This is a genomic window from Bacillus carboniphilus, assembly GCF_039522365.1.
Classification (GTDB): Bacteria; Bacillota; Bacilli; order Bacillales; family JC228; genus Bacillus_BF; species Bacillus_BF carboniphilus.
The window spans coordinates 1-25,272 of the sequence record NZ_BAAADJ010000063.1; the positions used below are offsets into that span (position 1 = coordinate 1).

General features: G+C 39.6%; 28 protein-coding genes. 2 read left to right on the top strand and 26 right to left on the bottom strand.

The window, feature by feature from the left end:
• Positions 1-87: 87 nt before the first annotated feature.
• Both ABDZ91_RS19435 and ABDZ91_RS19440 read right to left on the bottom strand, forming a co-directional pair.
• On the bottom strand, positions 88-504 hold the full coding sequence (locus ABDZ91_RS19435) for a hypothetical protein (protein WP_343802859.1): 417 nt from the start codon (positions 502-504) through the stop codon (positions 88-90).
• A gap of 193 nt (positions 505-697) precedes the next feature.
• Entirely contained in the window at positions 698-928 is a 231-nt protein-coding gene (locus tag ABDZ91_RS19440) for a YxiJ family protein (protein WP_343802862.1), read from the bottom strand.
• A 310-nt stretch (positions 929-1,238) separates the two neighbouring features.
• Between ABDZ91_RS19440 and ABDZ91_RS19445 the strand changes: the two genes are divergently transcribed.
• The gene (locus ABDZ91_RS19445; RefSeq protein ID WP_343802865.1) at positions 1,239-2,513 is read left to right on the top strand and encodes an IS110 family RNA-guided transposase; all 1,275 of its coding nucleotides are present in this window, start codon (positions 1,239-1,241) and stop codon (positions 2,511-2,513) included.
• A 445-nt stretch (positions 2,514-2,958) separates the two neighbouring features.
• Here the strand turns inward: ABDZ91_RS19445 and ABDZ91_RS19450 are convergent, their stop codons facing one another.
• From ABDZ91_RS19450 to ABDZ91_RS19540, 19 genes are all read right to left on the bottom strand, one after another.
• Entirely contained in the window at positions 2,959-3,267 is a 309-nt protein-coding gene (locus tag ABDZ91_RS19450) for a hypothetical protein (RefSeq protein ID WP_343802868.1), read from the bottom strand.
• Positions 3,268-3,591: 324 nt separating this feature from the next.
• Positions 3,592-3,729: a hypothetical protein gene (locus ABDZ91_RS19455; RefSeq protein ID WP_343802871.1), complete on the bottom strand. Its 138-nt coding sequence runs from the start codon at positions 3,727-3,729 to the stop codon at positions 3,592-3,594.
• 111 nt (positions 3,730-3,840) lie between these two features.
• Positions 3,841-4,233 (bottom strand): hypothetical protein, encoded by a 393-nt coding sequence (locus tag ABDZ91_RS19460; protein ID WP_343802874.1) that lies wholly within the window; start codon positions 4,231-4,233, stop codon positions 3,841-3,843.
• 69 nt (positions 4,234-4,302) lie between these two features.
• On the bottom strand, positions 4,303-4,491 hold the full coding sequence (locus ABDZ91_RS19465) for a YciI family protein (protein WP_343802876.1): 189 nt from the start codon (positions 4,489-4,491) through the stop codon (positions 4,303-4,305).
• 276 nt (positions 4,492-4,767) lie between these two features.
• A complete protein-coding gene (locus ABDZ91_RS19470) occupies positions 4,768-5,190 on the bottom strand; it encodes a VOC family protein (protein ID WP_343802879.1) in 423 nt (140 codons plus the stop codon).
• A gap of 104 nt (positions 5,191-5,294) precedes the next feature.
• Complete coding sequence (locus tag ABDZ91_RS19475; protein WP_343802882.1) at positions 5,295-5,696, bottom strand: hypothetical protein; 402 nt, start codon at positions 5,694-5,696, stop codon at positions 5,295-5,297.
• A 209-nt stretch (positions 5,697-5,905) separates the two neighbouring features.
• Positions 5,906-6,211 carry a hypothetical protein gene (locus ABDZ91_RS19480; protein ID WP_343802885.1) on the bottom strand — a complete coding sequence of 102 codons (306 nt, stop codon included), beginning with the start codon at positions 6,209-6,211 and terminating at the stop codon, positions 5,906-5,908.
• A gap of 25 nt (positions 6,212-6,236) precedes the next feature.
• Positions 6,237-7,502, bottom strand: a complete 1,266-nt coding sequence (locus ABDZ91_RS19485; RefSeq protein WP_343802888.1) for an MFS transporter — start codon at positions 7,500-7,502, stop codon at positions 6,237-6,239.
• A 102-nt stretch (positions 7,503-7,604) separates the two neighbouring features.
• Positions 7,605-7,823, bottom strand: a complete 219-nt coding sequence (locus tag ABDZ91_RS19490; RefSeq protein ID WP_343802892.1) for a hypothetical protein — start codon at positions 7,821-7,823, stop codon at positions 7,605-7,607.
• A gap of 97 nt (positions 7,824-7,920) precedes the next feature.
• Positions 7,921-9,345 carry a dihydrolipoyl dehydrogenase gene (gene lpdA, locus ABDZ91_RS19495; protein ID WP_343802895.1) on the bottom strand — a complete coding sequence of 475 codons (1,425 nt, stop codon included), beginning with the start codon at positions 9,343-9,345 and terminating at the stop codon, positions 7,921-7,923.
• On the bottom strand, positions 9,346-10,593 hold the full coding sequence (locus ABDZ91_RS19500) for a dihydrolipoamide acetyltransferase family protein (RefSeq protein ID WP_343802897.1): 1,248 nt from the start codon (positions 10,591-10,593) through the stop codon (positions 9,346-9,348). It abuts the gene before it with no gap.
• 15 nt (positions 10,594-10,608) lie between these two features.
• The gene (locus tag ABDZ91_RS19505; RefSeq protein ID WP_343802900.1) at positions 10,609-11,610 is read right to left on the bottom strand and encodes an alpha-ketoacid dehydrogenase subunit beta; all 1,002 of its coding nucleotides are present in this window, start codon (positions 11,608-11,610) and stop codon (positions 10,609-10,611) included.
• 3 nt (positions 11,611-11,613) lie between these two features.
• Complete coding sequence (gene pdhA, locus ABDZ91_RS19510; protein WP_343802903.1) at positions 11,614-12,678, bottom strand: pyruvate dehydrogenase (acetyl-transferring) E1 component subunit alpha; 1,065 nt, start codon at positions 12,676-12,678, stop codon at positions 11,614-11,616.
• Positions 12,679-12,698: 20 nt separating this feature from the next.
• A complete protein-coding gene (locus ABDZ91_RS19515) occupies positions 12,699-13,805 on the bottom strand; it encodes a Leu/Phe/Val dehydrogenase (RefSeq protein WP_343802906.1) in 1,107 nt (368 codons plus the stop codon).
• Positions 13,806-13,855: 50 nt separating this feature from the next.
• Positions 13,856-14,251 (bottom strand): thioesterase family protein, encoded by a 396-nt coding sequence (locus tag ABDZ91_RS19520; protein WP_343802909.1) that lies wholly within the window; start codon positions 14,249-14,251, stop codon positions 13,856-13,858.
• Positions 14,252-14,531: 280 nt separating this feature from the next.
• Positions 14,532-15,329, bottom strand: a complete 798-nt coding sequence (locus tag ABDZ91_RS19525; RefSeq protein ID WP_343802912.1) for an ABC transporter ATP-binding protein — start codon at positions 15,327-15,329, stop codon at positions 14,532-14,534.
• A complete protein-coding gene (locus ABDZ91_RS19530; protein ID WP_343802916.1) occupies positions 15,307-16,344 on the bottom strand; it encodes an ABC transporter permease in 1,038 nt (345 codons plus the stop codon). The genes ABDZ91_RS19525 and ABDZ91_RS19530 overlap by 23 nt, the downstream gene beginning before the upstream one ends.
• A gap of 15 nt (positions 16,345-16,359) precedes the next feature.
• Positions 16,360-17,358: an ABC transporter substrate-binding protein gene (locus ABDZ91_RS19535; RefSeq protein ID WP_425541875.1), complete on the bottom strand. Its 999-nt coding sequence runs from the start codon at positions 17,356-17,358 to the stop codon at positions 16,360-16,362.
• Between the two features lie 173 nt (positions 17,359-17,531).
• The gene (locus tag ABDZ91_RS19540; RefSeq protein ID WP_343802919.1) at positions 17,532-18,482 is read right to left on the bottom strand and encodes an NAD(P)H-dependent flavin oxidoreductase; all 951 of its coding nucleotides are present in this window, start codon (positions 18,480-18,482) and stop codon (positions 17,532-17,534) included.
• A gap of 231 nt (positions 18,483-18,713) precedes the next feature.
• Between ABDZ91_RS19540 and ABDZ91_RS19545 the strand changes: the two genes are divergently transcribed.
• Positions 18,714-19,241: a gamma carbonic anhydrase family protein gene (locus ABDZ91_RS19545; protein ID WP_343802922.1), complete on the top strand. Its 528-nt coding sequence runs from the start codon at positions 18,714-18,716 to the stop codon at positions 19,239-19,241.
• A gap of 179 nt (positions 19,242-19,420) precedes the next feature.
• Here ABDZ91_RS19545 and paaX read toward each other — a convergent pair whose 3' ends face one another.
• From paaX to ABDZ91_RS19570, 5 genes are all read right to left on the bottom strand, one after another.
• The gene (paaX, locus tag ABDZ91_RS19550; protein WP_343802925.1) at positions 19,421-20,311 is read right to left on the bottom strand and encodes a phenylacetic acid degradation operon negative regulatory protein PaaX; all 891 of its coding nucleotides are present in this window, start codon (positions 20,309-20,311) and stop codon (positions 19,421-19,423) included.
• Between the two features lie 63 nt (positions 20,312-20,374).
• Positions 20,375-21,151 carry an enoyl-CoA hydratase-related protein gene (locus tag ABDZ91_RS19555; RefSeq protein WP_343802928.1) on the bottom strand — a complete coding sequence of 259 codons (777 nt, stop codon included), beginning with the start codon at positions 21,149-21,151 and terminating at the stop codon, positions 20,375-20,377.
• Between the two features lie 11 nt (positions 21,152-21,162).
• Complete coding sequence (locus tag ABDZ91_RS19560) at positions 21,163-22,365, bottom strand: acetyl-CoA C-acyltransferase (RefSeq protein ID WP_343802931.1); 1,203 nt, start codon at positions 22,363-22,365, stop codon at positions 21,163-21,165.
• An 11-nt stretch (positions 22,366-22,376) separates the two neighbouring features.
• Positions 22,377-23,234: a 3-hydroxyacyl-CoA dehydrogenase gene (locus tag ABDZ91_RS19565; protein WP_343802934.1), complete on the bottom strand. Its 858-nt coding sequence runs from the start codon at positions 23,232-23,234 to the stop codon at positions 22,377-22,379.
• Between the two features lie 514 nt (positions 23,235-23,748).
• A complete protein-coding gene (locus ABDZ91_RS19570) occupies positions 23,749-25,269 on the bottom strand; it encodes an aldehyde dehydrogenase family protein (RefSeq protein WP_343802937.1) in 1,521 nt (506 codons plus the stop codon).
• Positions 25,270-25,272 lie beyond the last annotated feature (3 nt).

A 25,272-nucleotide genomic window follows, 5' to 3' on the forward strand; every position in this document is an offset into this window, starting at 1 on the left:
ACTTGGGGTGGCTGGCAAGTCTTTTTTTATGTACCTAACAAAATAAGTGCAGGTCTCTGCATTTTTCCTTTGCAAAGCTCTGCACTTTTATTTTGCAATAAACAACAAACCAGTTTCCCTATTTAAATATGTCTTATGAATAGTACCATCCTCAAAATATGTAACAATTAGTCTTTCATTGCCAATGAAATAATCAATAAATATATCATTTATTCCATCAAAGGTTGTCCCTACTTGCCCAATCTTACTTCCAACTGGGACAAACTGTTTAAATTCATCTGGTTCAAATAATTTAGTATGCTTTCCAATTTCTATTGGAGTTAATTTTGCCGAAGTTTGAAAAACCAATTCTAAATTCTCTTTCTCTTTTTCTATATTGACTAGTTCCTTTTCACTTTTAGATAGATTCACTGAATTATTTTTAATCCCACTTTTTTCTGGGTCACATGCATTTAAAATAATTACCAAACAAATAAAAGACAGAAGAACATATACTTTTTTCATTAGTCACCTCTCCCTATTTAACTTTAACATATTATTCCAATTTCACGGTGACTATTAGAGCAAAAATGAAAGTCACCTGAATTGGTGACCTATATATAACAACCCTTATTGAACTATTCTGTCTGTTACTTAAAGAAGAAAAATGACTAACGGACAATAATCGAACTAAACTTTTGCACCCTTTGAACTAGGATTAGTTATAAGATAAATAATCTAATAATAATTTTCGTGCTTTTTCATTGATCATATACTCTTCATATAATGATGGATAATCTGCTAACTTATCTTCAAATAATTGATATTGTTGAAAAATATCGAAGAAGGACAAATGAAGCCAGTCAATTTGTCCTTGAGGAATTTTGTTTGGAATTCCTTTCAAGACATAGCTTAGACATCCAGCAATGTTCATCCAATAAGTGTTCAAATCAGCAGTTAAAGTAGAATCTTCCGAAAGTTCATTTTTGAATCCTTTTGTATTTTGTAAGTATCGCCATAGGGAAAGGGCTTTTCTAAGCTTTCTTTTATCTCATTCAACTCATCAAAAATACGTTCTTTATCTATTTTAAACACCACCAAAAGATTACATATCGATTTTACCAGTCTTTGTTCCACTATACTGCCCCATTAGCATTCTTGTAGATCACTAATTTTCAACTTTGATAAAAAAAGAGTTCCCCAGTAATATGAGAATAGACACCACTCTAATACTCGAATTACAAGGAGGAAGCTCTACTATGAAGTTTAAGATGCAAGAGAAACAAAATCAACTAATTGAAAGAATTTCTGACCAACACCTTATTGTCGGGGTAGATATAGCACAACAAGTTCACGTTGCACGAGCTGTCAATTACCGCGGAATTGTTGTTGGAGATCCAATCACATTTGAAAACAACGAAGAAGGATTTACTAGATTGCTAAACTGGATTAATGAATTAAAAGCTACCAAGAGATTAAACACCGAAATCGTTGGTATGGAGCCAACAGGGCATTATTGGTTGAGTTTATCCAAATGGCTATACAATCAGTATGTTGATGTAGTAACTGTTAATCCACACCTTGTAAAAAGGAATAAGGAAAATAGAGATAATACACAATCAAAAAGTGATAAGAAAGACGCTCTCGTTATCGCTGATATGGTGAAGAATGGCTATTATTCATATATTCGCCCTACATCCGAGGCTTTTGAAGAGTTAAGGGTATTAAATGCAAATCGTGATGTTATTGTGAAGCGTCTTGTCAGTACTGAAAATCAAATTCATCTTTGGGTTGATATTGTCTTTCCAGAACTTAGACAAGTCTTTAAAGATGTAACGTGTAAAGGAGCTATTGCCACACTTCGGTTATTTCCCACACCATTGGAACTACAGTCCTTGGAAGTCCAGTATATAGTAGACAGTTGGAAATCATTGATGAAGAGACAACCTGGTTTAAAGAAGGCCAAACTGCTGATTCAATTAGCTAAGAACTCTATAGGTACTACCTTAGCCATTGATGCATATAAACTTCATTTAGAGGTATTACTGGATGAATTGGACCTAGCGACAGCACAACTCGAAAGAGTAGAAAAGGATATAAAGGCAGCACTTAATAAGATTTCTTATACAGATCATCTACTAGGCATTAAGGGGTTAACTGAAATAACATTAGGCGGTATTTTGGGTGAAACTGGCGAATTAAGTAACTTTGCACATGGTAATTCCCTACTCAGACACGCAGGTTTACATCTAGTGGAAGCTAGTTCAGGAAAATGGAAAGGGCAAATTGTCCTCTCTAAACGGGGGCGATCTAGATTACGGAGATTTTTATTTTTAGCGACAATGAGCCTTGTAGCCAATAACCCTGAGTTTAAAGAACTGCACTATTATAATGTTCATATAAAAAAGATGAAAAAAATGAAATCTATCATGAAACTAATAGGAAAGCTTGCAAGAATTATTGTAGGTATCGCTCGTCGTAATGAAGCCTATTGTCCAGAGAAAGTCCAGTCATTGCCACCTTTAGCAGCATAATAAATTCTAAATATAACGTTTAAATAGTTTAATATTTTTATAAATGTTGGCTTATTCGTAGGACCTCAAAGAAAGCACGGAGTACTGGGATACTTAAACAAAAGGGCACAGACCCATTCCGTTAGCATAACCGGCCTCCACCCCTTGGATAGGCATGACGAAGGAATGAGAGGGCATTGACCCGTTGAGACATGGGAGGGAAAGCCTCCAGGGGCGGCGTGGAGAATGCGTGCAGTATATGGAAATAAGTGGAGTTAAGGTCTACTCCTCTATTCCCGCATGCCTTCATGTAGCCTAATTTACAATAATCATTCTATACATCCGTTAATGTTCTTACATGTGGATTTGAAATCCTGCGAATAAGCGAGCATTTAAGAGTAAATTGAATTAAACTGAGGGAGTTTAAGTGCATATCCTCACAAACTCTAACGAACCCCACCATTATTTAACTTGCTATTACTCTGGATTTCAAATTCATTCCAACTAATATAATTGATATAATTATGGCGACTATGCTAGAGATGAAAAATCCAATTGCATATGATGGGATACTCTCTTCTGGTACTCTATCATTTATTTCGAAAGCTAAGAAGTGTACTCCAATACCATCTCCATCGACATTTGCTCCAAGAGCTCTTAATTCTAACCCTTTATTAAAAAATAAAATTGCCAATAAAATCAAAACAACTGCAATTACCCAACGACTATTTATATTCATTTTTCTTCCCTTCTTACAATCACCATTTTTATCCATTAAACCCACTACCCCAATTAAACATTACTTGATCTGTTAATGAAAAAGACTGTTCTTCTTGAACACTTGCACCTATTAAATGTATTTACTTTAATTCTTCTTCAAGGAAAGAAATGGCTTCATTTATGTCATTAGTTTCTAGTCCCACTTTTACTGATTTTGCACTTGTATATTTAAGAATACTTACAAAGGGTGTATCGTTGATTTCTGTCAGATTTGTCTTTAGTTTTTTTCTTAAAAATTCATATTTACTAATATTTATTATGTCGCCAATAATTCTTTCATCATTCTCTTCTTCAAATTTTGTAAACTGTTTAACGATATTTACATTACCCTCGACATCGTAATTTCATATCTAGGTGGATAGAGAAACTCCGAGTAGAAAAAACTTATAGTTTTATAACCAGCAAATAAAAATGCAAAAAGACCAACAATAATAAGTTTTTTTCTGATATTTTTCATTGAAACACCTCTTGCCTTATCCGGTCAAACTGCTCAGTTAGTTCAAAAAGGAATTCAACATAAAATGGATCGAATCCCCCTGGATAAACTCTAGCAGTCAGCTAAAAAATTCTAAAGTTCTTTAAACTTGCTTTGAACCTTTACAATTACGTAGTGTTTACCCCACATTTCTGTAGTAACCACTAAACGTTCCTCACCTTTTTCAAAAAATAGACCAGCACCATCTTTTTCTTTGAAATCCCAGCCCTTTGCACCAATCAAATGCTTAATGTTTTCATCTGCTATTGAAATGCCCTTATTTTCAGTTTTTGTGATATACCAAATCGTATCTTCTTCTACTGCGATTTCTACTATCTTGCTCTCTGTTTCTTCCAGCCTTTCTATTGCTTCCTTTGTTGTTAAATTTCCTATTGGAAGTGGAGGATAATATGATTTTTTCACAAAAATAAATCCAGCAATAATAACAATTAGAATAACGAATGAAATAAATCCAACCCTTCTCAATTAACTGCCCCCTCGGATTTGTACAGGATATTGTATAAAATTTTTATGCTACTCTTCTGTACCGTTACTTTAATAAAGTTCAACATAAAGAAACGATAATCCTTCATGGATTATCGCTCCCTTTAGTGGAATAGGCGGTTCTCCCGGAACAGGGTAAGTAATACGAATGCCTTTAGAGCTTGGATGGAGTCCACCAACTGACACTAGAATTCCAGATTTCTTCAGTTCTTCATTGTATTTCTTCATCGCAGCAAACATCCGCTCCATTTGCTCCTTTGGTATTGTTCCAGCTTAAGAATCCTTTGAAGCCTTCACAACCATCATAAATTTCATTGTAACTCCTCCTATGTACTTGCTACGCTTACCGTTAGTGGAACAGTACAATAAAATAACTTTCACTCCTATATATTGAGACAATTCATTAGTAGTTTTAACCACCTTAGTATAACCATGTCCAAGGTTAATTCTGCAAAAAAGGTGGTTAATCTTCCCTAGACCAACGCACCCTTTAATAGATGAAACCATCACCTTGAACTATTCTGGAAAATCCCACGCTGGATTCCAAACCACTTCCCACAAATGACTATCTGGGTCTTGAAAATATCCAGAGTATCCACCCCAAAAGGTATCATGTGCGGGAACTGTGATAACTGCACCAGCCCTCTCTGCCTGATCCATTACGATATCAACCTCTTCTTTACTACCAACATTATGACCAATCGTAAATTCAGTTGGGCTTACTGCTGTTTGGTTTATGCTTGTGTCATGAGCTATATCTTTTCGCTCCCAGATTGCAAGTCTTAATCCAGGTTGTAAATCAAAAAAAGCAACAGCACCATGTTCAAATTCCTTGCCTACTATACCCTGTGTAGGAAGTCCAAGTCCATCCTGATAGAATTCCAATGACCTTTCTAAATCATCTACTCCCAAAGTAATTACTGAAATTCGTGGTTTCATATTTAATCCTCCTAATAATTTTGCTCCTTACACTAAATCATCCAATATTAAAGGCATGTTTCCGTTTGTTAAAGAGAGTGACAGGATTGAATTTAATAAAAAGACTATTCCACAGGCAGTTTTGTATTTACTTCATAGAGTTGATCGAATTCCCAATAACGCCCCACGGCTCCATCTCCAAATCTTTGTATATCTTTACAATAACCAATCTCATATATAACCTCATTATTGTGTTTAAAATGTAATTCATAGTCTGGTAATGCCCAGTCGATGTGAGCTGTCGAATGGGTCTTTGCATTGTCTAATTCGTTTATAAGTCCTTCTATCAATTCTTTATCATCAATCGTTGTGATCAGCTCTTCACCATTCCATTCATAAACTTCAATACTTGTAACTTCGTCGTTTAAATCCAAGTTCTTATTTTGTAATTCCTGACTATTATTTTGGCATCCCATTACAATGAGAGATAAGAAAAGGATTACAGGTAATAGTTTTATTTTCAGCAAAAAAGCACCCCTTTACAAAACTGATGGAAATATTTAAAAATATATTCAAGTGTTATTCCAAATCCCTTCTCCATCTAGAAACACTTCAACATACAAATCAATTATCCTTCAATAAATAAAAGAACAAAAAAAGGCGTCCCCCTTATTTGGAACGCTTATTTGTTTTCATTCAGATTTTTTCCAGCCGTATTTCTTTCATTTATATTATATTAGGATTCTTTCTCATCTGTCAGTATTCTAAAAGCTCCGATGATAAGCACCAAAAAGAATAACACTGGGGCAAGTTTTAGAATTCCTTTTTCTATGAAAAAACTAATAATGACGAAAGGAAGACCAATCATCGTATATAGAGACATGAATTTAGTATAACGAATCACTCTACTAGATAACTGTGGTTCTTCCTCATACATCCATCTCTTACCAAATAGGAGACTTTCTTCGGGATATAAATAAGTCCAAAATAACACAGCATATAGCGGAATTAAAAAAATGATGGTTATTATGATGTCGGCCAAAAAATCCCCCCTGAAAAATCTATTATCAAAGTGAAACTTGAGTATTAGGTTTACTTTCAACAACCTGGTTCTTCTCTTTAATTATAATAACGCCAATCAGTCCAACCAAAGAGAAGACAACGGGCGTAATGAAACCAAAGTAATATCCTTCCGCAATACTTCCCGACACAGACTGAAAATGGTCCAATAAATACCCAAAAATACCTGGTAGTAATACAGCACTTAGAAAGCCTCCTGTATTGGCAAAACCAGAGACAAAACCAGATTCTGTTTTAGGAAAAGTTAGACGAACGAGTGCAAACGTTAAGGAATTGGAGCCGAATCCAAAACCAATGATAAAAAATAATAGAACGAATAGGAAAAATGGTGGGTGCTCCTGAAATAATAAAAAGGTGAACCAACATAGCAAAATAATGATATGAAACACGATATAAGGTCGTTTAATCATGTCTAATCTACTGGATATCCAACCAATTAGGGGAGCACCGATAAGAGCACCTATGAGGCTAACCATAATGAGCTGACTGGCATGTAAACGTGTTAGGCCGTAAATATTCATTCCATATGGGACGGCCCACGAACCAATGAAACCTATATATCCTCCTACAATCCCGAAGTGACATAAGAATAATCCCCATGCCTGTCGACTAGAAAAAATCCTCTTCAGTAGGACGCCAAATTTTTCACGATGTTGATTCGTTTTCACGATTACCGGCTGATTTGTTTTTTTAACGAGTATTAAGTAAAGAAGGACCCCACAAACACATAGAAGGCATCCTGCTGAAAAAAAGGCTGCTCTCCATCCTAGTAAGACAATCATGGCTGAGAAAGGAACCGTTGCCAGAAGGAAACCAAGGCTTCCGGTCATTCCAGCTACACCAATCAATCGAGTAAATTCCTTTGCATTAAACCATTGACTTAATATTAACACTAAATTAACCCAAATGGTCGCATCGCCTATCCCTGTTAGCATTCTAGCAAAAAACAGGATAGATTCATGGTTACCTAGACTATACATGATGGTGCCGAAGCCCGTTAAGATGGAACCTATAATGAGAAAGAAGTTAGGTCCATAACGGTCCGCTAAAATCCCCATTGGAATTTGTAAACATGTGTATACAAAAAATTGAATACTTGTTACTAACCCTATCGTTGATGCTGTTACCTGAAAGTCTCTCATCAATTGGTCTGTAATTAGACCTGGAGCAGTTCGCTGGCTTGCCATAATAAGATACGTAAACAGAACGGAAGTAAATACAACCCATCTGAATTTGCTGTTGTGTTTATCCAATATATTTACCCCTATTAGCTTTTTAGTCTATGTATATGATTTCTTTTCATAAAATAAGGATGTACTACTAAAAAAGGATTGCCCAAAAAGGCAATCCCATTTCTACCGTTTCCGCTTCTTAGAAGGATCCTCGATCACTTTGCTCTTTTTACTCACTTTCTCCAAACTTACTTGCACATGTACCTTGTTATCATCCGCATGTTCAACACTTAGTACTTTTGCTTTTCTACCTTTAATTTTCAAATCGTCACCAACAGCTGGAACTGTGTTGCGCACTTGATTTAAAACCATATCTTTATTTTCATAAAAATACACAAACATATGGCCTCACCTTTTCTCATGGTATGTGCTATAAATATGAGAATTCGCCATCATTTAGACCGCATAAAAAAAGACTACGAGAAAAAATTCTCGCAGTCTATTTCGATGACACCTTACTTTTGGCTGGAGCTTGATGGATTGCCTGCCCCTTTATCGCTTCTACCGCTTCTAACAAGGCTTCGTTCATGCTTGGGTGTGGATACGATGGGAATAACAAGTCTTCGTCTCTTGCTACCATTTCTAGAGCATTAACACCCGTAGAGATTAACTCTACTGCCCCTTCACCAATCATATGAAAGCCCAAAATGCGGTCTGTTTTTCTTTCCTTAATGACTTTTACAAAGCCATCCTTCTGACCTTTTAAACTAGCAAATCCATTTCCTGCTAAAGAGAACTGGCCCGCTTCATAGGATAAACCTTGCTTGTTTACTTCTTCTTCCGTTAGTCCCACCGTTGCAATTGGTGGTTGCGAGTGAATCACGGTTGGCATATAGTGTTCATCCCATTCGGAAGGCTGACCAGCAATCACTTCTGCAGCAACTTTCCCTTGACGGATTGCTTTAACCGCAAGCTGTTTTCCACCCGTTACATCCCCAATGGCATAGATGTTCCCAATAGAAGTTTGACATTGTGCATTCACTGTAATAAATCCGGAATCATCCATCTGCATCCCTAAGCGATCAATACCAAGTTCACCTACGTTTGCTTCGTAGTTAGCATTACTATAAAAATACTCACTACTTAAGTTTTGAAGGTCCCCTTTGTTATCTAATACTTCCACATGAACCTCTGGACCATTCTCTTCAACTTTTTCAATGTGACCGGCTATTAACTTTATCTTCTTTTTCTTACACTGTCTTTTTAGTTCTTTTATAATGGCTTCATCTAAATAAGCTAAGTCTTCATCATTCAAGACACAAGTGACCATACTGCCCAATGCCGCATACGAAATGGCCACTTCTAGCGCAATATAATCTCCACCATCCACAATCAGAGATGCCGGGATTTCTTTTAAACTATAGACTGTTCTTTCGTTTACAATTTGGGTGTTTCCCTTAAAATGAGGGACAACACAACTCCCCGTCGCAATTATGGCTTGATTGAATCGATAGACATCAAACTGATGGCCATTTTCTACACCAATTCGATCATCGGATAAGAAGGAAGCACTCCCTTCTAATCTTTCAATCTTGTTCGCTTTACAGAGTGCCTCTACCCCTGTTCTTAGCTGGGAAATGACTTGATCTTTGTAGGTTTGCAGCTGACCAAAGTCCAAGTCTGGCTTCTCTACATGAAAGCCCAACTTATTCAGATGAGGAAACAGTTGACTCTGCTTGGCTGCTTCTGCAAACACTTTCGATGGAATACAGCCTTCATTTAAACAAGCTCCACCCACATGTTTCTTTTCAATCAGAGTAACTTCCTTTCCTAATTGAGCCGCACGAATCGCTGCAGAATATCCACCAGGACCTCCTCCAATGATGACGACATCTCGATCCATTGCTAATTCTCCAACAACCATTTAGACCAACTCCACTAGTAAAAGACTTGGATTTTCTAATAATTCAGCTAATCGATTAGTAAAAGCAACGGCTGTCGCGCCATCTGCCACTCGATGGTCAAATGACATGGAAACGTTCATAACAGAACCGATTACGATTTCCCCGTTTTTAACAATCGGTCTTTCTTTTGTTTTATGGAAAGCCAACAGGGCTGTTTCTGGATAATTGATAATTGGGGTTGCCCCGATACTTCCTAATGGACCCACATTTGAAATTGTAAAAGTACTGCCTTGAATATCACGAGCTGTTAATTTGTTTTCCGTTGCTTTTTTCGTGTATTCTTTCATTTCGTTATGAATCGTAATGAGGGATTTTCTCTCAACATGATGAATCACTGGGACAATAAGGCCTTCTTTTGTGTCTGCTGCAAGGCCGATATTGTAATAATTTTTGAGACGTATTTCTTCTTTTTCCTCGTCTAAAGTTGCGTTAAAAACCGGAAAATCTTTTAACGTAAGCTGCACTGCTTTTACAAAGAAAGCGGCCAATGAAATGTTTTTCCCCGCCGCTTTTAATTGGCTACGGACTTTGATTAACTCAGTGATCTCTAATTCTTCGAAGTGAGTGACATGTGGGATCGTATAGAGAGATTGACTCATTTTCTTTGCAATCTGTTTTCTTCGTCCCTTAAATGGGATGATGGTTTCTTCAGCTTGCGGTTGTTCATACGTTCTAGTTGGGAGCTCTACTACTTTTTCTTCAACTGCCACCGCAGCCTCATCGTTAGAGTTTAAGGACTCGATAAAACGATAAACATCTTCATCTGTTACCCTACCTGCAGGTCCGGTCCCTTTTACTTGTTCAATATCAATTCCGTTTTCCCTCGCAATTTTTCTTGTATAAGGCGCTGCTAAAACGGCTCGACTCTGACTTGGTTGATATGTAGTCGTTATTTCTTTTGTAACCGTCTGCTTTTTTTCATCAGATGCAATGGTTTTTGTTTCTTCTTTTACCTGCTTAGCACTGTTAGAACCTTTTGCTTCTATTAAAAGTAAAGTAGTTCCTACCGTTACTGTTGAGCCGGTGTCAATGACGATTTCTTTAACGACACCGTCTGCAGGACACGGAAGTTCCGCTGTCATTTTATCTGTTTGAACCTCCACTAATGGTTGGTCACTTTTAACTTGGTCACCTGGTTTTACAAAGTAATGCAGTACCTCTGCTTCTGTCATTCCTTCTCCAATATCGTGAAGCTTAACTTCAAGCATGAAATCACCTCTTTTCTAGAATTGAGCCGCATCTATAATGGCTTTCATCACTCGTTTTGGTGTAGGTAAGTAATGGTCCTCTAGTGCCGCGAACGGTACAGGGACGTCAAATCCAGTTACTCTTTGAATAGGAGCCTTCAAGTATAAGAAAGATGTATCATTGATAATCGCCATCACATCATTGGATACGCCACCTGTGGCATGCGCCTCATGTACGATCACAACTCGACCGGTCTTTTGAACAGATTCTGCAATTGCCTCACGATCTAGTGGATATAGCGTACGTAGATCGATGACTTCACAGGAAATCCCCTGGGCTTCTGCTTCTTTGACAGCCTTCATACATACAGGGACCATCGCGCCCCAAGCTATAACCGTCACATCTTGACCTGGCTGAACCGTTTTGGCTTTTCCAATTTCAACCGTGTACTTTCCTTCTGGTACTTCTTCACGGCTAGAACGGTAGGAATGGAGAGCTTCCATAAATAAAACGGGATCTGGATCCTCAACACTCGCTATTAAAAGTCCCTTTGCATCATATGGATTGGATGGACAGACCACCTTGATTCCAGGCATATGCGTAAACAGGGATTCAACACTATCAGAGTGAATTTCAGGAGCACGAACACCAGCCCCATATGGAGCTCGAATGACCATTGGCACTGAATATTTGCCCATTGTTCTCATTCGAATACGCGTTGCATGCGTCATAATTTGCTCATAAGCCGGGTAAATAAAGCCTAAAAACTGAATTTCTGCTATAGGTAAATATCCATTGATCGCCATTCCGATGGACACACCAATAATACCTGACTCACTAAGGGGTGTATCGACAACTCGGTCTTCCCCGAACTCTTCTTGGAGACCATCTGTTGCACGGAATACCCCACCGTTTTTACCGACATCTTCCCCTAAAATGAGAACATTCTCCTTCTCATCTAGCATGGTTCTCATGGCATCTGTAATTGCTTGAATCATCGTTAACTTCTTCGTTTTCGTTGACGTTTCTACAGTCATGCTTTATTCACCTCTTAGCGTCTGAAGGTATTGTTCTTTTTGATCTTGAATCGTCCAGGTTGCCTTTTCAAATACATGGTCAAATAGGTCATTCACATCCGGCTTAGGGAAAGCTTCCATTTCTTTAACCGCATCTTCAATTTCTTGAGCCATTTCTTCTTTAACCTGATTCACCCATTCTTCGTCCCAGAGATCATGGTTTTTCATGTATCTTTCAAGTCTTAAAATCGGATCAATTTCTTCTCTTTTTTGATTACTTTCTTCTTGGTTCCGATATTTTGTAGGATCATCAGCTGTCGTATGAGCACCAAATCTCCACGTAACGGCCTCAATTAACGTTGGCCCATCTCCATTACGTGCACGCTCAAAGGCTTTTTTCGTTTCAAAATAAACAGCAAAAATATCATTACCATCCACGCGGACACCTGGAATTCCATAAGCAACAGATTTCTGAGCAATCGTTTCCGAATTCATTTGCCTTTCAATTGGCACAGAAATGGCATAGCTATTGTTTTGATTAAATAAAACGACAGGTGCTTTAAATACACTGGCAAAGTTCAAGCCTTCATGGAAATCTCCCTCAGACGTTGCTCCATCACCGAAATAAACAATAGCAGCATTTTTGGTTCCTTTTCTCTTTTCCGCTAATGCAGCTCCCGTAGCATGTGGGATTTGGGTCGCAATCGGTACAGCTGGCGGGAAAATATGCTTTCCTTCCGGTGCTACACAACCTTCTACCCTTCCATTCCAATAAAGGAAGACACGAGGCATATTGTGCCCAAAAGTTAAGCTTGCCGCATGATCTCGGTAAGTTGGGAATAACCAGTCATTCTCTTCTAAAGAAAGTGCACTCCCTACTTGTGCTGCTTCTTGCCCTTCAAAGGGTGCATAGGTTCCAAGACGTCCTTGACGTTGTAAGCTAATCGCTTTTCTATCAAAGGTTCGAACGCGCGTTAAATGTTTATAAAAGGTTTGAACTAGTTCTTTTGTGATGAGTTTCCCATAAGATTCATCATTCAAATTTCCTTGTGTATCAACGTACTGAATAAGTGGAAATTGGTCTTTCATCGAATTCACCTCTTTTTAGATTAGTTACGAATATCCCATTTCGGTCTTTTGCTATGAGCAAACATACTATTTCTCTTTTTACGCGCTTCTAATCTTTCTTCGCAGAAGCGGTCTGCTGCTTTGTAGGTTGGTACTCCGTGTGATTCGGAATATTTATAGACTTGTAGTAAAGAAGAATAGATGGCTTCTGTTTTCTTTAAGACTCTTTCCTTGTTTGGCCCGTATAACTCATCTGCCACCTGAATAAGTCCACCGGCATTCACGATATAATCAGGTGCATACAGGATGCCCTTTTGTTGAAGAAGGTCTCCGTGTCTTTCAGCTAATAATTGATTGTTCGCTGAACCAGCGATAGCCTTCACTTTAAGAGCTTCGATCGTTTCATCGTTTAATATGCCACCTAATGCACACGGAACAAAAACATCTGCCGGAACACTATACAATTCATCAGCGGTAACCGCCTTCACTTGTCCGTTTAGGGTTGGAGCCTTCTCTAGTAAACTCTCAACTGCTTTTTCGTTAATATCGTAAACATATAAGTCACAGCCTTGTTCTAATAGGTGCTCAGCAACCTTCATCCCCACTTTTCCAAGTCCTTGGATAGAGTAGACTTTTCCTGAAAGATTCTTTGAGCCAAACGCTGCTTCATTCGTCGCCTGAATTCCATAGATGACACCAAGTGAAGTAGGAACAGAAGAATCCCCACTTCCACCATATGCCTCAGGAACGCCAACAATACAATTTGTTTCCTTAGCTGCATGAACAAAATCCTCTGGAGTCGTCCCCATATCCGTCCCTGTATAAAACCTTCCATTCAAGGAATCTACGAATTGACCAAAGGCTCGGAATAGTTCAGGAGATTTATCTTTTGAAGGGTCACCAATGATGACGGATTTTCCTCCTCCAAAATCAACATCTGCTGCTGCACATTTGTAAGTCATTCCCTTAGATAAACGAAGAACATCCTCTAATGCTTCATCAAAAGATGCATAAGGTCTCATTCTACAACCACCAAGAGCCGGACCTAGAGTTGTATCGTGAATGGCAATAATGGCTTTAAGGCCAGTAGACGGGTCATTACAAAGAACCACCTGTTCATGTTCATGTATGTGAGTAAACATATCCATGTTAAATCCCCCTTGAGTAAACGCTTACATTTTGTCCTATAAAATTTTGTTTACACTAATGAAGCTTGTATTTTATTTTGGATTTCCTCTTTCGGTAAGATATATTGGACAACTTCTCCCTCACCAATGATTCCTCTCTCATTAAAAGCTGTGACTTTCGTGACTACCTTATGCTTCTTATATTCAGTGAGCTCTGCTGTAACTCGGATGTTCGTGCCAGCCGCTGTTGGAGCCACATGCTTTACGGAAACAGCTCCTCCAATACCCTCTTCATGATCTTCTAAAAAGGGGAGAATGATTTGTCTAGCTGCCCATTCCATATGGTATACCATCGATACAGTTGAATAGGCTGGATGAACGACATTCCCCTCAAATTGCGCATACATGTCTGGTGTCACAACAGCTTCAATCGTTGCTGTCTGTCCAACTTTCATTCCTTCTTTCATGTTCCCATCCCCATATAAAAGAATTAAGTAATGAAGCGCTTTCAAAAATGAACAAAAAAAATAAAATAAGAATAATAGATTACTATTATTTCTATTTTATTGTAGGTAAGTTTTATGACGTATATTTAACGTTATCATATCATTACGTTATAAAAGTAGTCAATATTTTGAGTGAATTTTCGGACGCTTCGAATAACTTTAGGGACTTTGGTTATAGGAATGAGAGCCTTCTCCAACCCATAAAAAAATAGCCCTAGATTCCTCCAGAGCTGTCTTCTTATTATACGGATAAAATCGACCGGTCATTCGCCATCTGCTCTCCACGAATTCGTTGGAATTCATCGAGTAGGTCTTTTACAGTTAATGATTTCTTTTCTTCTTCATTGGCTTCGAAAATGATTTGTCCCTTATCCATCATGATGAGTCGGTTTCCTAGATCAATGGCCTGTTGCATATTGTGTGTCACCATTAGAGTCGTTAATTGGTGATCCGCAACAATCTCCTTTGTTAGCTTTGTAATGAGTTCCGCTCTAGAAGGATCTAGGGCGGCCGTATGTTCATCTAACAATAGAATATTCGGTTCTGTGAAGGTAGCCATGAGCAAGGATAATGCTTGGCGTTCTCCTCCTGATAATAATCCTACTTTCGCATTCAGCCGTGTCTCCAGGCCAAGGTTTAAACTCTTTAACACTTCAAGGAAAAGTTGGCGTCGCTCTTTCGTTACTGCCCTGCGTAACCCTCGTTTTTTATTTCGAGAATACGCCATTGCCAAATTCTCTTCAATGGTCATCGTAGGTGCAGTTCCAGCCATCGGGTCCTGAAAAACACGGCCTATAAGCTTTGACCGCTTATATTCAGGAAGATTCGTCACGTCTTGATCAGCAATCGTCACCGTACCAACATCTGGCTTAATCACACCAGAAATCACGTTCATAAGTGTTGATTTCCCAGCTCCATTACTACCGATAATCGTGACAAAATCTCCTTTTTTCAGGGAAAGATTGATGCGACTGAGTGCCACCTTTTCGTCTAAAGTACCCTCATTAAAAATCTTGTTAATCTCCTTTAGATGTAGCAACCCCGTCACCTTCTTTCATTTCGATATTCGCCAACATTTCATTGTGCCTTTTCAGTTTTCTACGTTTTTCTTTTTGCTTGTCAATTACCTTAGGTAGGATAAGCGCAAGTATTACAATCGTTGCGGTAATAAGCTTCATATCACTCGCATTTAGTATTTTGAATTGTAAAGCCCACCCGACTACCATTCGGTAAATGATAGCTCCACCTATAACTGCAAATGTTGTTCGAACAATCGATTTTGTACCAAAAATAGCTTCACCGATAATAACGGATGCAAGACCTGTAACAATCATCCCTACACCCATTGTGACATCTGCACTTCCTTGGTACTGGGCAATAAGGGCACCTGATAACGCTACAAAGGCATTCGATACTCCAAGACCTATAACAATTAAATAGTCTGTATTACCTGAAAAGCTTCTAATCATTCTTTGGTTATCCCCCGTTGCCCGAATAGCCAAACCAACTTCTGTTTTTAGAAGAATATCAGTAATGACTTTAACTAGAAGTGTAATGACTATCATGATGAAGATAACTCCATAATCTGTTGGGAGTATTTTCACTCCCATGGAACCAAAAATATTGTTAAAAAACGTGTTAATCCCGAGCGATGCCGCTAGATTTTCAACAGGTGTAAAAATTGTTTCAACATTTAACAAGGGAATGTTCGGTCTACTTGCTGTTGTCGAAGTAGTACCCATTACTCTAAGATTGATGGAATAAAGGGCTGTCATCATCAATATCCCGGAAAGTAACGGGTTAATTCCCCCTTTGGTATGCAGGACCCCTGTAATACTACCTGCAACAAAACCTAAAATAATGGCGGCTCCTGTTGCGAATACTGGATTATATCCAAGAGTTATTAACGTTGCTGCAGTTGCAGCACCCGTTACGAAGCTTCCATCTACTGTTAAATCTGGGAAGTCTAGGATTCGGAAAGAAAGGTACACACCTAATGCCATAATGGCATAGATCACTCCAACCTCTACCGATCCAAAAGTGGCCGAAAACATGTGATCAACTCCTAATTATTCTAGGTATTCTGCGATGTCGTCCCATTCAGACTTTAGTTCTACACCTTGTTCTTCTGCTGCTTTCTTATTAAGAACAAGTTTAAGGTTCTGCGGTACTTGAACAGGAATATCTGCTGGACTCTTACCATTATTAAGGATGTCGACTGCCATTAAACCAGCTTCGTAACCAATATCATAATAATCAAAGCCATATGCACCGAATGCCCCACGTTCAACAGAATCAAATTCTCCTGCTAACATAGGAATATCTCTTTCATTTGCAACAGATACAACACTTTCTAAAGCAGAAACAACTGTGTTATCCGTAATGATATAGAACGCGTCAATTTTTCCAACAAGTGATTCAGCGGCCTGCTTAACTTCTGATGAATTGCTCACTGTAGCTTCTACTGCTTCTAAGCCAAGCTCAGATAATAATTCTTTTATAGAGTTAACTTGTGAAACTGAGTTTGTTTCACCAGAGTTATAGACTAAACCAACATTACTTGCTCCTAGCTCGTCTTTGATAAATTTAAGCGTATTTGGAATCGCTTCTGGGTGTAAATCCATTGTCCCCGTAATATTACCACCAGGCTCTTCTAATGAGGGAACTAACTCAGAACCAACTGGATCTGTAACAGATGTAAATACAATCGGAATATCCTTTGTCGCAGCTAGTGCTGTTTGCGCACTTGGTGTAGCATTTGCGAAAATTAAATCAACACCAGAACTCACAAAGTTTTGAGCAATCGTTGTACTAAGGGAGGGATCCCCCTGGGCAATTTGCAAATCATATGTAGCATCTATTCCTTTATCTTCTAAAGCCTTTTTGAAACCTTCTACTGCTGCATCTAAGGATGGATGTTCAGCAATTTGGGTAACCCCAATTGTAAAAGTTTTTCTATCAGTCTTTGTATCTGTTCCATCTCCATTGCTTGATTGACTACCACAACCTGCCAAAATTAACATCGTTGCTAACATCAAAAAGCCAACCCATTTTCCCATTTTCAACATTGTATTTTCCCCCTTATAGAAGTTAGTTTGTAACCGTTTTCACCCTGATGATTCCAACTATTTGACGTATTTTTTTGGTTACGTTATTTTATCGTAATGTTAACATCAACTCTTATAGGTCGTCAATTTGTTTTTGGAAAGTTGAAAAAATTTAAAATAGACTAACTTAACTGTTAGTCTACTATTTTATTTAATAGAGATGTCGCCTCCTTTAACTCATTCATCATCGAATTTAATAATTCCTGGACTGTTGGTAAGTCTTTGATTAAACTTGCAATCTGACCACTATTCATAAACCCTTCTACTTCGTTTCCTTCCATGGCACCCTTTAGGTGATACGTTTCACTCGTTAATGATGCCCACTCTTCAGCGGTTAGCTGTTCCTTTTCTTTTTCTAGCATTTTTTCCGCAAAGGGAGATTTCAGCACCCTTCTAACACGTCCAACTTTTCTTCCTAAAATAACAGTAGCATCATCCTGTGCCTCTACTATTTTTTGTTTATAGATATCAGAAAAAGGAGCATCTTGAGTGGCAACAAAACGAGTCCCCATTTGAACACCTTGTGCACCTAATGTCAGCATTGCTGCAAGACTTCTTCCATTACTAATGCCACCTGCTGCTACAACCGGAACCTCAACCGCATCTAGAAGCTGAGGGATAAGAGTTAGCGTTGTTAACTCCTGAGGTGAATTGATCCCCGCTGCTTCATATCCTTCCCCGATAATAGCATCTGCCCCCGCTTCACTAGCCTTCACTGCTTGGCGAACATTTCCGACTACAACAAGCACTTTCACTCCATGCTCATGAAGTTTTGGAATAAACGGAGCAGGATTTCCTGCAGAGAGTGTCACAACCGGAACCTTGTGATTCAAAACAAGCTGCAGCATCTCTTTTGGAAACTCATTCACCGAAATCGGTACATTCACGCTAAATGGTAGATTCGTTTGCTTCTTTGTTTCAATGATCCTTCTTTCAACCTCATCAGGATCAAGCGTCCCCACACCTAACGTCCCAAGTCCACCTGCATTTGACACTGCAGCTGTAAGCTTAGGGTGACTGATATTCCCCATCCCCCCTTGAATAATGGGGTATTGTATATCTAGTAATCTACAAAGATCGTTCATTTCTATGATTCTCCTTTATCTTTGGTTGTGGGAAGGTTCCCGTTTTCCACTTCAGTACGTCAAAACGAGCACTCGTCTTATCTTCTAGCTCCAGTTCCAACTTCATCTCCCTAAAACCGGCACTTGATTCTCATTCCCCGAGCACCAGATTTTATCGAAGCTCCGGATAATATTCTCTTATGTTATAATTTTCATATATTTACGACTATTAGTGCTTAAGGAGGAACTAATATGATTATTCCTTTAAATGGACAAAAGCCTTCGATTCATCCTTCGGTATTCATTGCGCCAGGTGCTCACATCATTGGTGAAGTTGAAATTGGTGAGAACTCAAGTGTCTGGTTTAACTCCGTCCTCCGTGGCGATGAAGGGCCTATTCAAATCGGGAAACGTTGCAATGTTCAAGATAACTGCACATTACACCTTTACGAAGGCTTCCCACTTATTCTAGAAGATGAAGTATCTGTTGGGCATAATGCCATTCTGCATGGCTGTAAAATCAAAAAAGGTTCACTTGTGGGAATGGGTGCTACGGTTTTAGACGGAGTGGAAATCGGTGAAGAATGTCTCATTGGTGCAAACAGCTTCGTTCCATCCGGTAAAAAAATCCCACCACGTTCTCTTGTACTCGGTTCCCCAGCGAAAGTCGTTCGTGAATTAACCGATAAGGACCTGGAAATGCTTCGGATGACCGTTCGGGTTTATGAAGAAAAAGCCAAACAGTTTAAAGAGCAACTCTCACAACAAAATCAAGAATAATATGTAAATAAAAAGCCGGCTATATCCGGGCGGCAAAAGCCCAAATCTTTTTAGCTGGCTGTTATTACATATTTGATTTACCATTGTGGCTTTCCAACCTTTTGGATAGTCACTTCTTTTTTATGACCTGGTTTTTCTAATCCTGCTCTGAAACTTAAGCATAAAACCCAAACCTACATTTAATCCTCAACAATCAAAGGATGATGAAACACATCATACTCCTTGTCTTTTCTCTTAATCTCATTCCCCTCACGAAACACTTCTTCGAAGAAACGACTAGCTGGTTCAGCCAACTCTTTGTAGTAATCACCAAAGAGAGTGGCCGCATGTTGCCCTAGCCATTTTTCAGGGAGAAGCTCTTCCGGGAGACCTGGGTCATTAAATAAAAACTTCCGATACTCATGAACCAGCTTTGTTCTTTCTACAAAGCATTCAGCGTCTGTCATTTCACCTTTTTGAATCTTATTTTTATCAATGACGTACTTCTGGCTATACTCAGCAATAAACTGTTCATATTTAACATTGATCTCTGTTAAATCCCAGCATTCTTTCACGAGCCGGCTATTTTCATGAGGCCCCTCGTATTCGGTTATAAAATAATGTACGTGGTCATGGATATCATATTTGTCCATAAGAGCATATACTTGTTTGGTCAAGTCATTCGGAGAAATCCAACAGCTATTGGAAATCGTTCCGAAGCCACTCCAGACCAATTCTTTTCGCAGTTCATCCCGGATACTTCTTTTTTCCTCTGGAATGGAATAAATCAGCATTCTCCACTTTTGGTCCCAGTTATCAGGCTTTAGCTTAAAAATTCGGTTAGCGGCCTCATCCATTCTTTCAACACCACGTTTGGATAAGAAGTAATAACTCTTATTCCCTTCCTTTCGAGACTGCACCCAGCCTTGCTTATTCATTCTTGAGATGGCAGCACGAACGGATTGTTCATTGTGACCAAATTCTTTTAAAAGACGAATGAGGCTACCAATCCAGATTTCACTACCATAGTGACGAACATAATCCCCATATAGAGTAAATATCATTGATCTTGTATTAAAACTGCTGTTCATATACAAACTTCCTTTACTTTCAAGTCCTAAAAATTCTACTATATTTAGGCATGATTATCCAATTTATTTCCCTTGAAAGTTTGGTTTTCGTTTCTCTGCAAAAGCATCAAGTGCTTCCAGACGATCTTGCGTTGGAATCGTTACTTCATAGGCATTGGATTCAATATCCAGACCCGAGTGTAAGTCTACATTCATTCCTTTTTGAATCGCAAACTTAGCTTGTTGAATGGCAATTGGTCCGTTCTGTAGCATTTCACCAGCGAACTCTTCACAAGCAGGAATAAGATCTTCTCGATTCACTACCTTTGTTAAAATGCCTAATGAAAGGGCAGTCTCCGCATCGAATTTACGTGCAGTCAATATAAGTTCCTTCGCCTTCGCTTCTCCAATAAGACGAGGTAGTCTTTGTGTTCCACCTGCTCCAGGAATAATCGCCCAACCAACTTCGGTTAGACCCATCACTGCTTCCTTGACGGCAATACGGAAGTCACAAGCTAACATCAATTCAAACCCGCCCCCGAATGCATAGCCATTTACAGCAGCAATCGTTGGCTGCGGAAGGTCTGCGACAGACTGGAATACAGATTTTATTTTATAAACATTTCTTCTAACCTGATCTTCCGTTAATGTCTTTCTTTCCTTTAAGTCAGCACCTGTACTGAATGATTTTTCCCCAGCTCCAGTAAACACAACCACTCGAATCTCTGAGTTACTACGGATGGACTCCGTTAACTCTCCCAATTCAACCAGTGTTTCATAGTTAAAACAGTTCATCGCTTCAGGACGGTTCAACGTTACATAACCAATCCCATTTTTCACTTCCAGTAATAGGTTTTTCATCTCAGGTCCCCCTACTCTACATTTTCTACAATCGTGGCAATTCCTTGTCCGACACCGATACACATCGTGGCTAGACCGAATTGAACTTGCTTACGTTTCATTTCATAAATAAGTGTGGTTAAAATCCGTGCACCACTTGCTCCAAGTGGATGACCATATGCAATGGCACCACCATTTACGTTTACTTTTTCCGGGTCCAACTCTAGCTGTTTCATACATTCGATAGATTGAGAGGCAAAGGCTTCATTCAACTCGATTAACCCAAGGTCAGAGGTTTGTAGTCCTGCGCGTTTCAACGCTTTTCTAGACGCATAGATTGGTCCGAGACCCATGACGGCGGGCTCTAAACCTGCTACCGCAGAAGCCTTGAATTTTGCCAATGGTTTTAACCCTAGTTCCTTCGCTTTTTCAGCTGTCATCAGAAGTAAAGCGGCTGCTCCATCATTTACGCCAGATGCATTCCCAGCCGTTACGGTTCCATCGGTAAAAATAGGTCGTAGCTTCGCGAGTGCTTCCAGTGATGTTTCAGGCCTTGGATGTTCATCTGTATCAACGATTGTAACAGCACCCTTTCTACCTGTTACCTCGACTGGTACAATTTCTTCCTTCATTCGGCCAGATTCTATCGCATGCTTTGCTTTCATTTGACTAGAGAAAGCAAACTGATCCTGCTCTTCTCTACTAATATGGTAACGTTTTGCCACATTCTCCGCCGTCTCTGGCATTGAATCGGTTCCGTACATTTCGGCAAGCTTGGCATTTACAAATCTCCAGCCAATGGTTGTGTCAAACATCTCCATGTTACCACGTGGAAACTCACTTTCCGGTTTTCCCATTACGAAAGGAGCTCTCGTCATACTTTCGGTTCCACCGGCAATCATGATGTCCCCTTCACCAACCATCAGGGCACGAGCCGCATAATTAACGGCATCTAGACCAGAACCACAAAGACGATTGATGGTCGTTCCGGCAACTTCTATCGGTAAACCTGCTAGTAATGAAGACATACGAGCAACATTTCGATTGTCTTCTCCTGCTTGGTTCGCATTTCCTAAAATGACTTCCTCAATTTGGTCTGCAGGAAGATTGGGGTTTCTTTTAATCAATTCTTTAATAACAATCGCACCCAAATCATCCGGTCTTACACTCTTCAGCGCTCCCTTGTATCGACCAATTGGTGTTCGAATCGCATCTACTATAACAACTTCTCGCATTCTGTGTCCTCCTATTCTCTATCGGTGTAATCATAGACTCCTTTACCAGTCTTTCTACCGAGTCTACCCGCTTTCACATATTGAATGAGTAGTGGTGCAGGACGATATTTCTCACCTAATGTTTTATGTAAGTATTCAAGGTTATTCAATCTAGTATCAAGCCCGACTAAATCCCCTAGTTCAAACGGCCCCATTGGATAATTGAGTCCTAGTTTAATAGCTTTATCAATTTCCTCAGCGGTCCCAACACCTTCTTGAAGCATGTAAAAAGCTTCATTTCCTACAAGTGTGCTAATTCGACTTGTAACGAACCCAGGAAATTCATTAACGACGACGGTTTCCTTACCCATTTTCGTTGCGACTTCCTGAGCAACCTTTGCTGTTTCGTCACTTGTTTCGAGACCTTTAATAATCTCAACTAATGGCATTTTATGGACCGGGTTGAAAAAGTGCATCGCAATGACACGCTCTGGCCTTTTAGTAAACGAAGCGATTTCGGTCGGACTCATCGTTGACGTATTAGTAGCGAAGTAAGCATTCTCACCCGCATGATGATCTATCGTCTCAAAAACTGATTGTTTGATTTTTATATTCTCTGGGACAGCCTCAATGATTAAGTCAGCTTTGCTAGCTGAAGTCTCCAATTGAGTTGTATAATGCAGTCGACTCTTGGACTCTTCCATTTTTTCTGGAGTTAGTTTTCCTCTTTCTACACCTTTTTGAAAAATAATGTTAATTTCCTTTTCTGCACTTCGGATGGCTTCTTCTTTAATATCGACAAGTTCTACATCAAACCCACCAACTGCTGATACGTAAGCAATTCCGCGTCCCATGACACCAGAGCCGATGACTGTAATACGTTGAACCATTGTTTTCACCTCAATTTAATTTTTCGGTAATTTTGCCGGACAGAGGATCCGTTATTTGGTCAAAATCAGCTAATTTTCTTACTTTCGCGGACAGAGGCTCCGTTATTTATTAAAATCCTGCTATTAAAGGACCAAAATCGGGCCAATAACGGAACCTGGGTCCGCTTCCCCCCTAAAAACTGCACTTTTTACACAAATAGGGGAACGTGTGTCCGGCCCAGGGGTTTCACGGACAGAGGATCCGTTATTTGGTCAAAATCAGCTGATTTTCTACCTTTCACGGACAGAGAATCCGTTATTTATTAAAATCCAGCCATTAAATGACCAAAATCGGGGCAATAGCGGAACCTGGGTCCGCTTCACCCTCAAAAACAGCACTTTTTACACAAATAACGGAACGTGTGTCCGCCAAAGTAAACCTCTAGCCCTCTCAGCACCTACACAACAATATGCGCAAAAGGCGAGCACCCCGAATCCGAGTTGCTCGCACTTTTCCTTTATCTTGAGACTTCTCTTACAAACCAAACGGATTTAAAGGCTTTGGTCCAAAGTAAGAAAGGACACTCTTTGTTTCTGTATATAAGTCTAGCGTTTCTATACAAAGCTCACGGCCGAATCCGGATTGTTTATAACCACCGAATGGCGTTCCAGGGAAGGCTGAGAATGGTGTGTTCACCATTACGATACCCGCTCTGATTTCGTTTGCCACGCGAGTCGCACGAGCATGATCCTTCGTCCAAACCGCTGAGCCTAGACCATATTCTGAGTCATTCGCTAAACCAAGGACTTCTCTTTCATCCTTGAACTTCATCACGACTACAACGGGTCCGAAGATTTCTTCACGAACGACTTTCATATCATGGTTTACATCAGCGATTACAGTTGGCTCATACCAGTATCCATTTTCATAGCCTTCTACCTTAGCTGGCTTTCCACCTGCTAACACAGTCGCACCATCTTGGATAGCGGATTGCACATAACCATCGATCGTTTCAAGCTGATCTTGGCTGATGATAGCCCCAACATGAGTGCCAGCATCTAAAGTATTACCAAGCTTTAAGCGCTTTGTTTTTTCAACAAACTTCTCCATGAACTCTTCATAGATATCTTCATGAACATATAATCTTGAACGAGCTTCACAGGATTGACCTGTATTATAGAAGATACCGAAAAGAGATCCATCTACAGCTGCATCCACATCTGCATCATCAAACACGATATTTGGTGACTTCCCACCTAACTCTAGAGTCACACGTTTTAAAGTTTGAGACGCCTTTGCCATGATGTCTTTTCCAATTGGAGTGGAACCAGTAAAGGCTACTTTATCCACATGTGGGTGCTCTACTAAGTAGTTACCAATCTTAGAACCAGAACCAGGTAGAACGTTGACTACACCTTCAGGAACTCCCGCTTCATGGCAAATTTCAGTTAACACAATCGCCGTTAGTGGCGTTAAGCTTGCAGGCTTCAAGATAACCGTACACCCTGCAGCAATTGCAGGAGCAATCTTCCAAGCTGCCATCATCAATGGATAGTTCCATGGGATGATTTGAGCACAAACACCAACTGGTTCCTTTTGTGTGTAGTTGAAGAATGGGCCAGGCATGTTGTTCACATTCCCTCTGTGACCAACAATCGCTCCAGCGTAAAATTCAAAGTCTTCGATTGCTTGCATCACTTGACCTTGTGCTGCAGAAACAGACTTCCCACTGTCTAGAACCTCTAATTCTACTAACTCGTTAAAACGACTTCTCATAATAGAAGCAATTTTATTGATGACGCGAGCACGCTTACCTACCGGGAAACGCTTCCATTTTCCTTTATCAAACGCCTGTCTTGCCGCTTGAACCGCGCGTTCTGCATCTTCAATTGATGCTTTAGCAACGGTTGCTACCGCTTCACCAGTAGCCGGGTTATATGTAGTGTAGGTTTCTCCAGAAACACTCTCCACTCTTTCTCCACCGATAATGAGTGAATAGTGCTCTCTTTTAACTGGTAGGACTTCCATCTTGTTTTGATCTTTAACTGTTGCCATGAT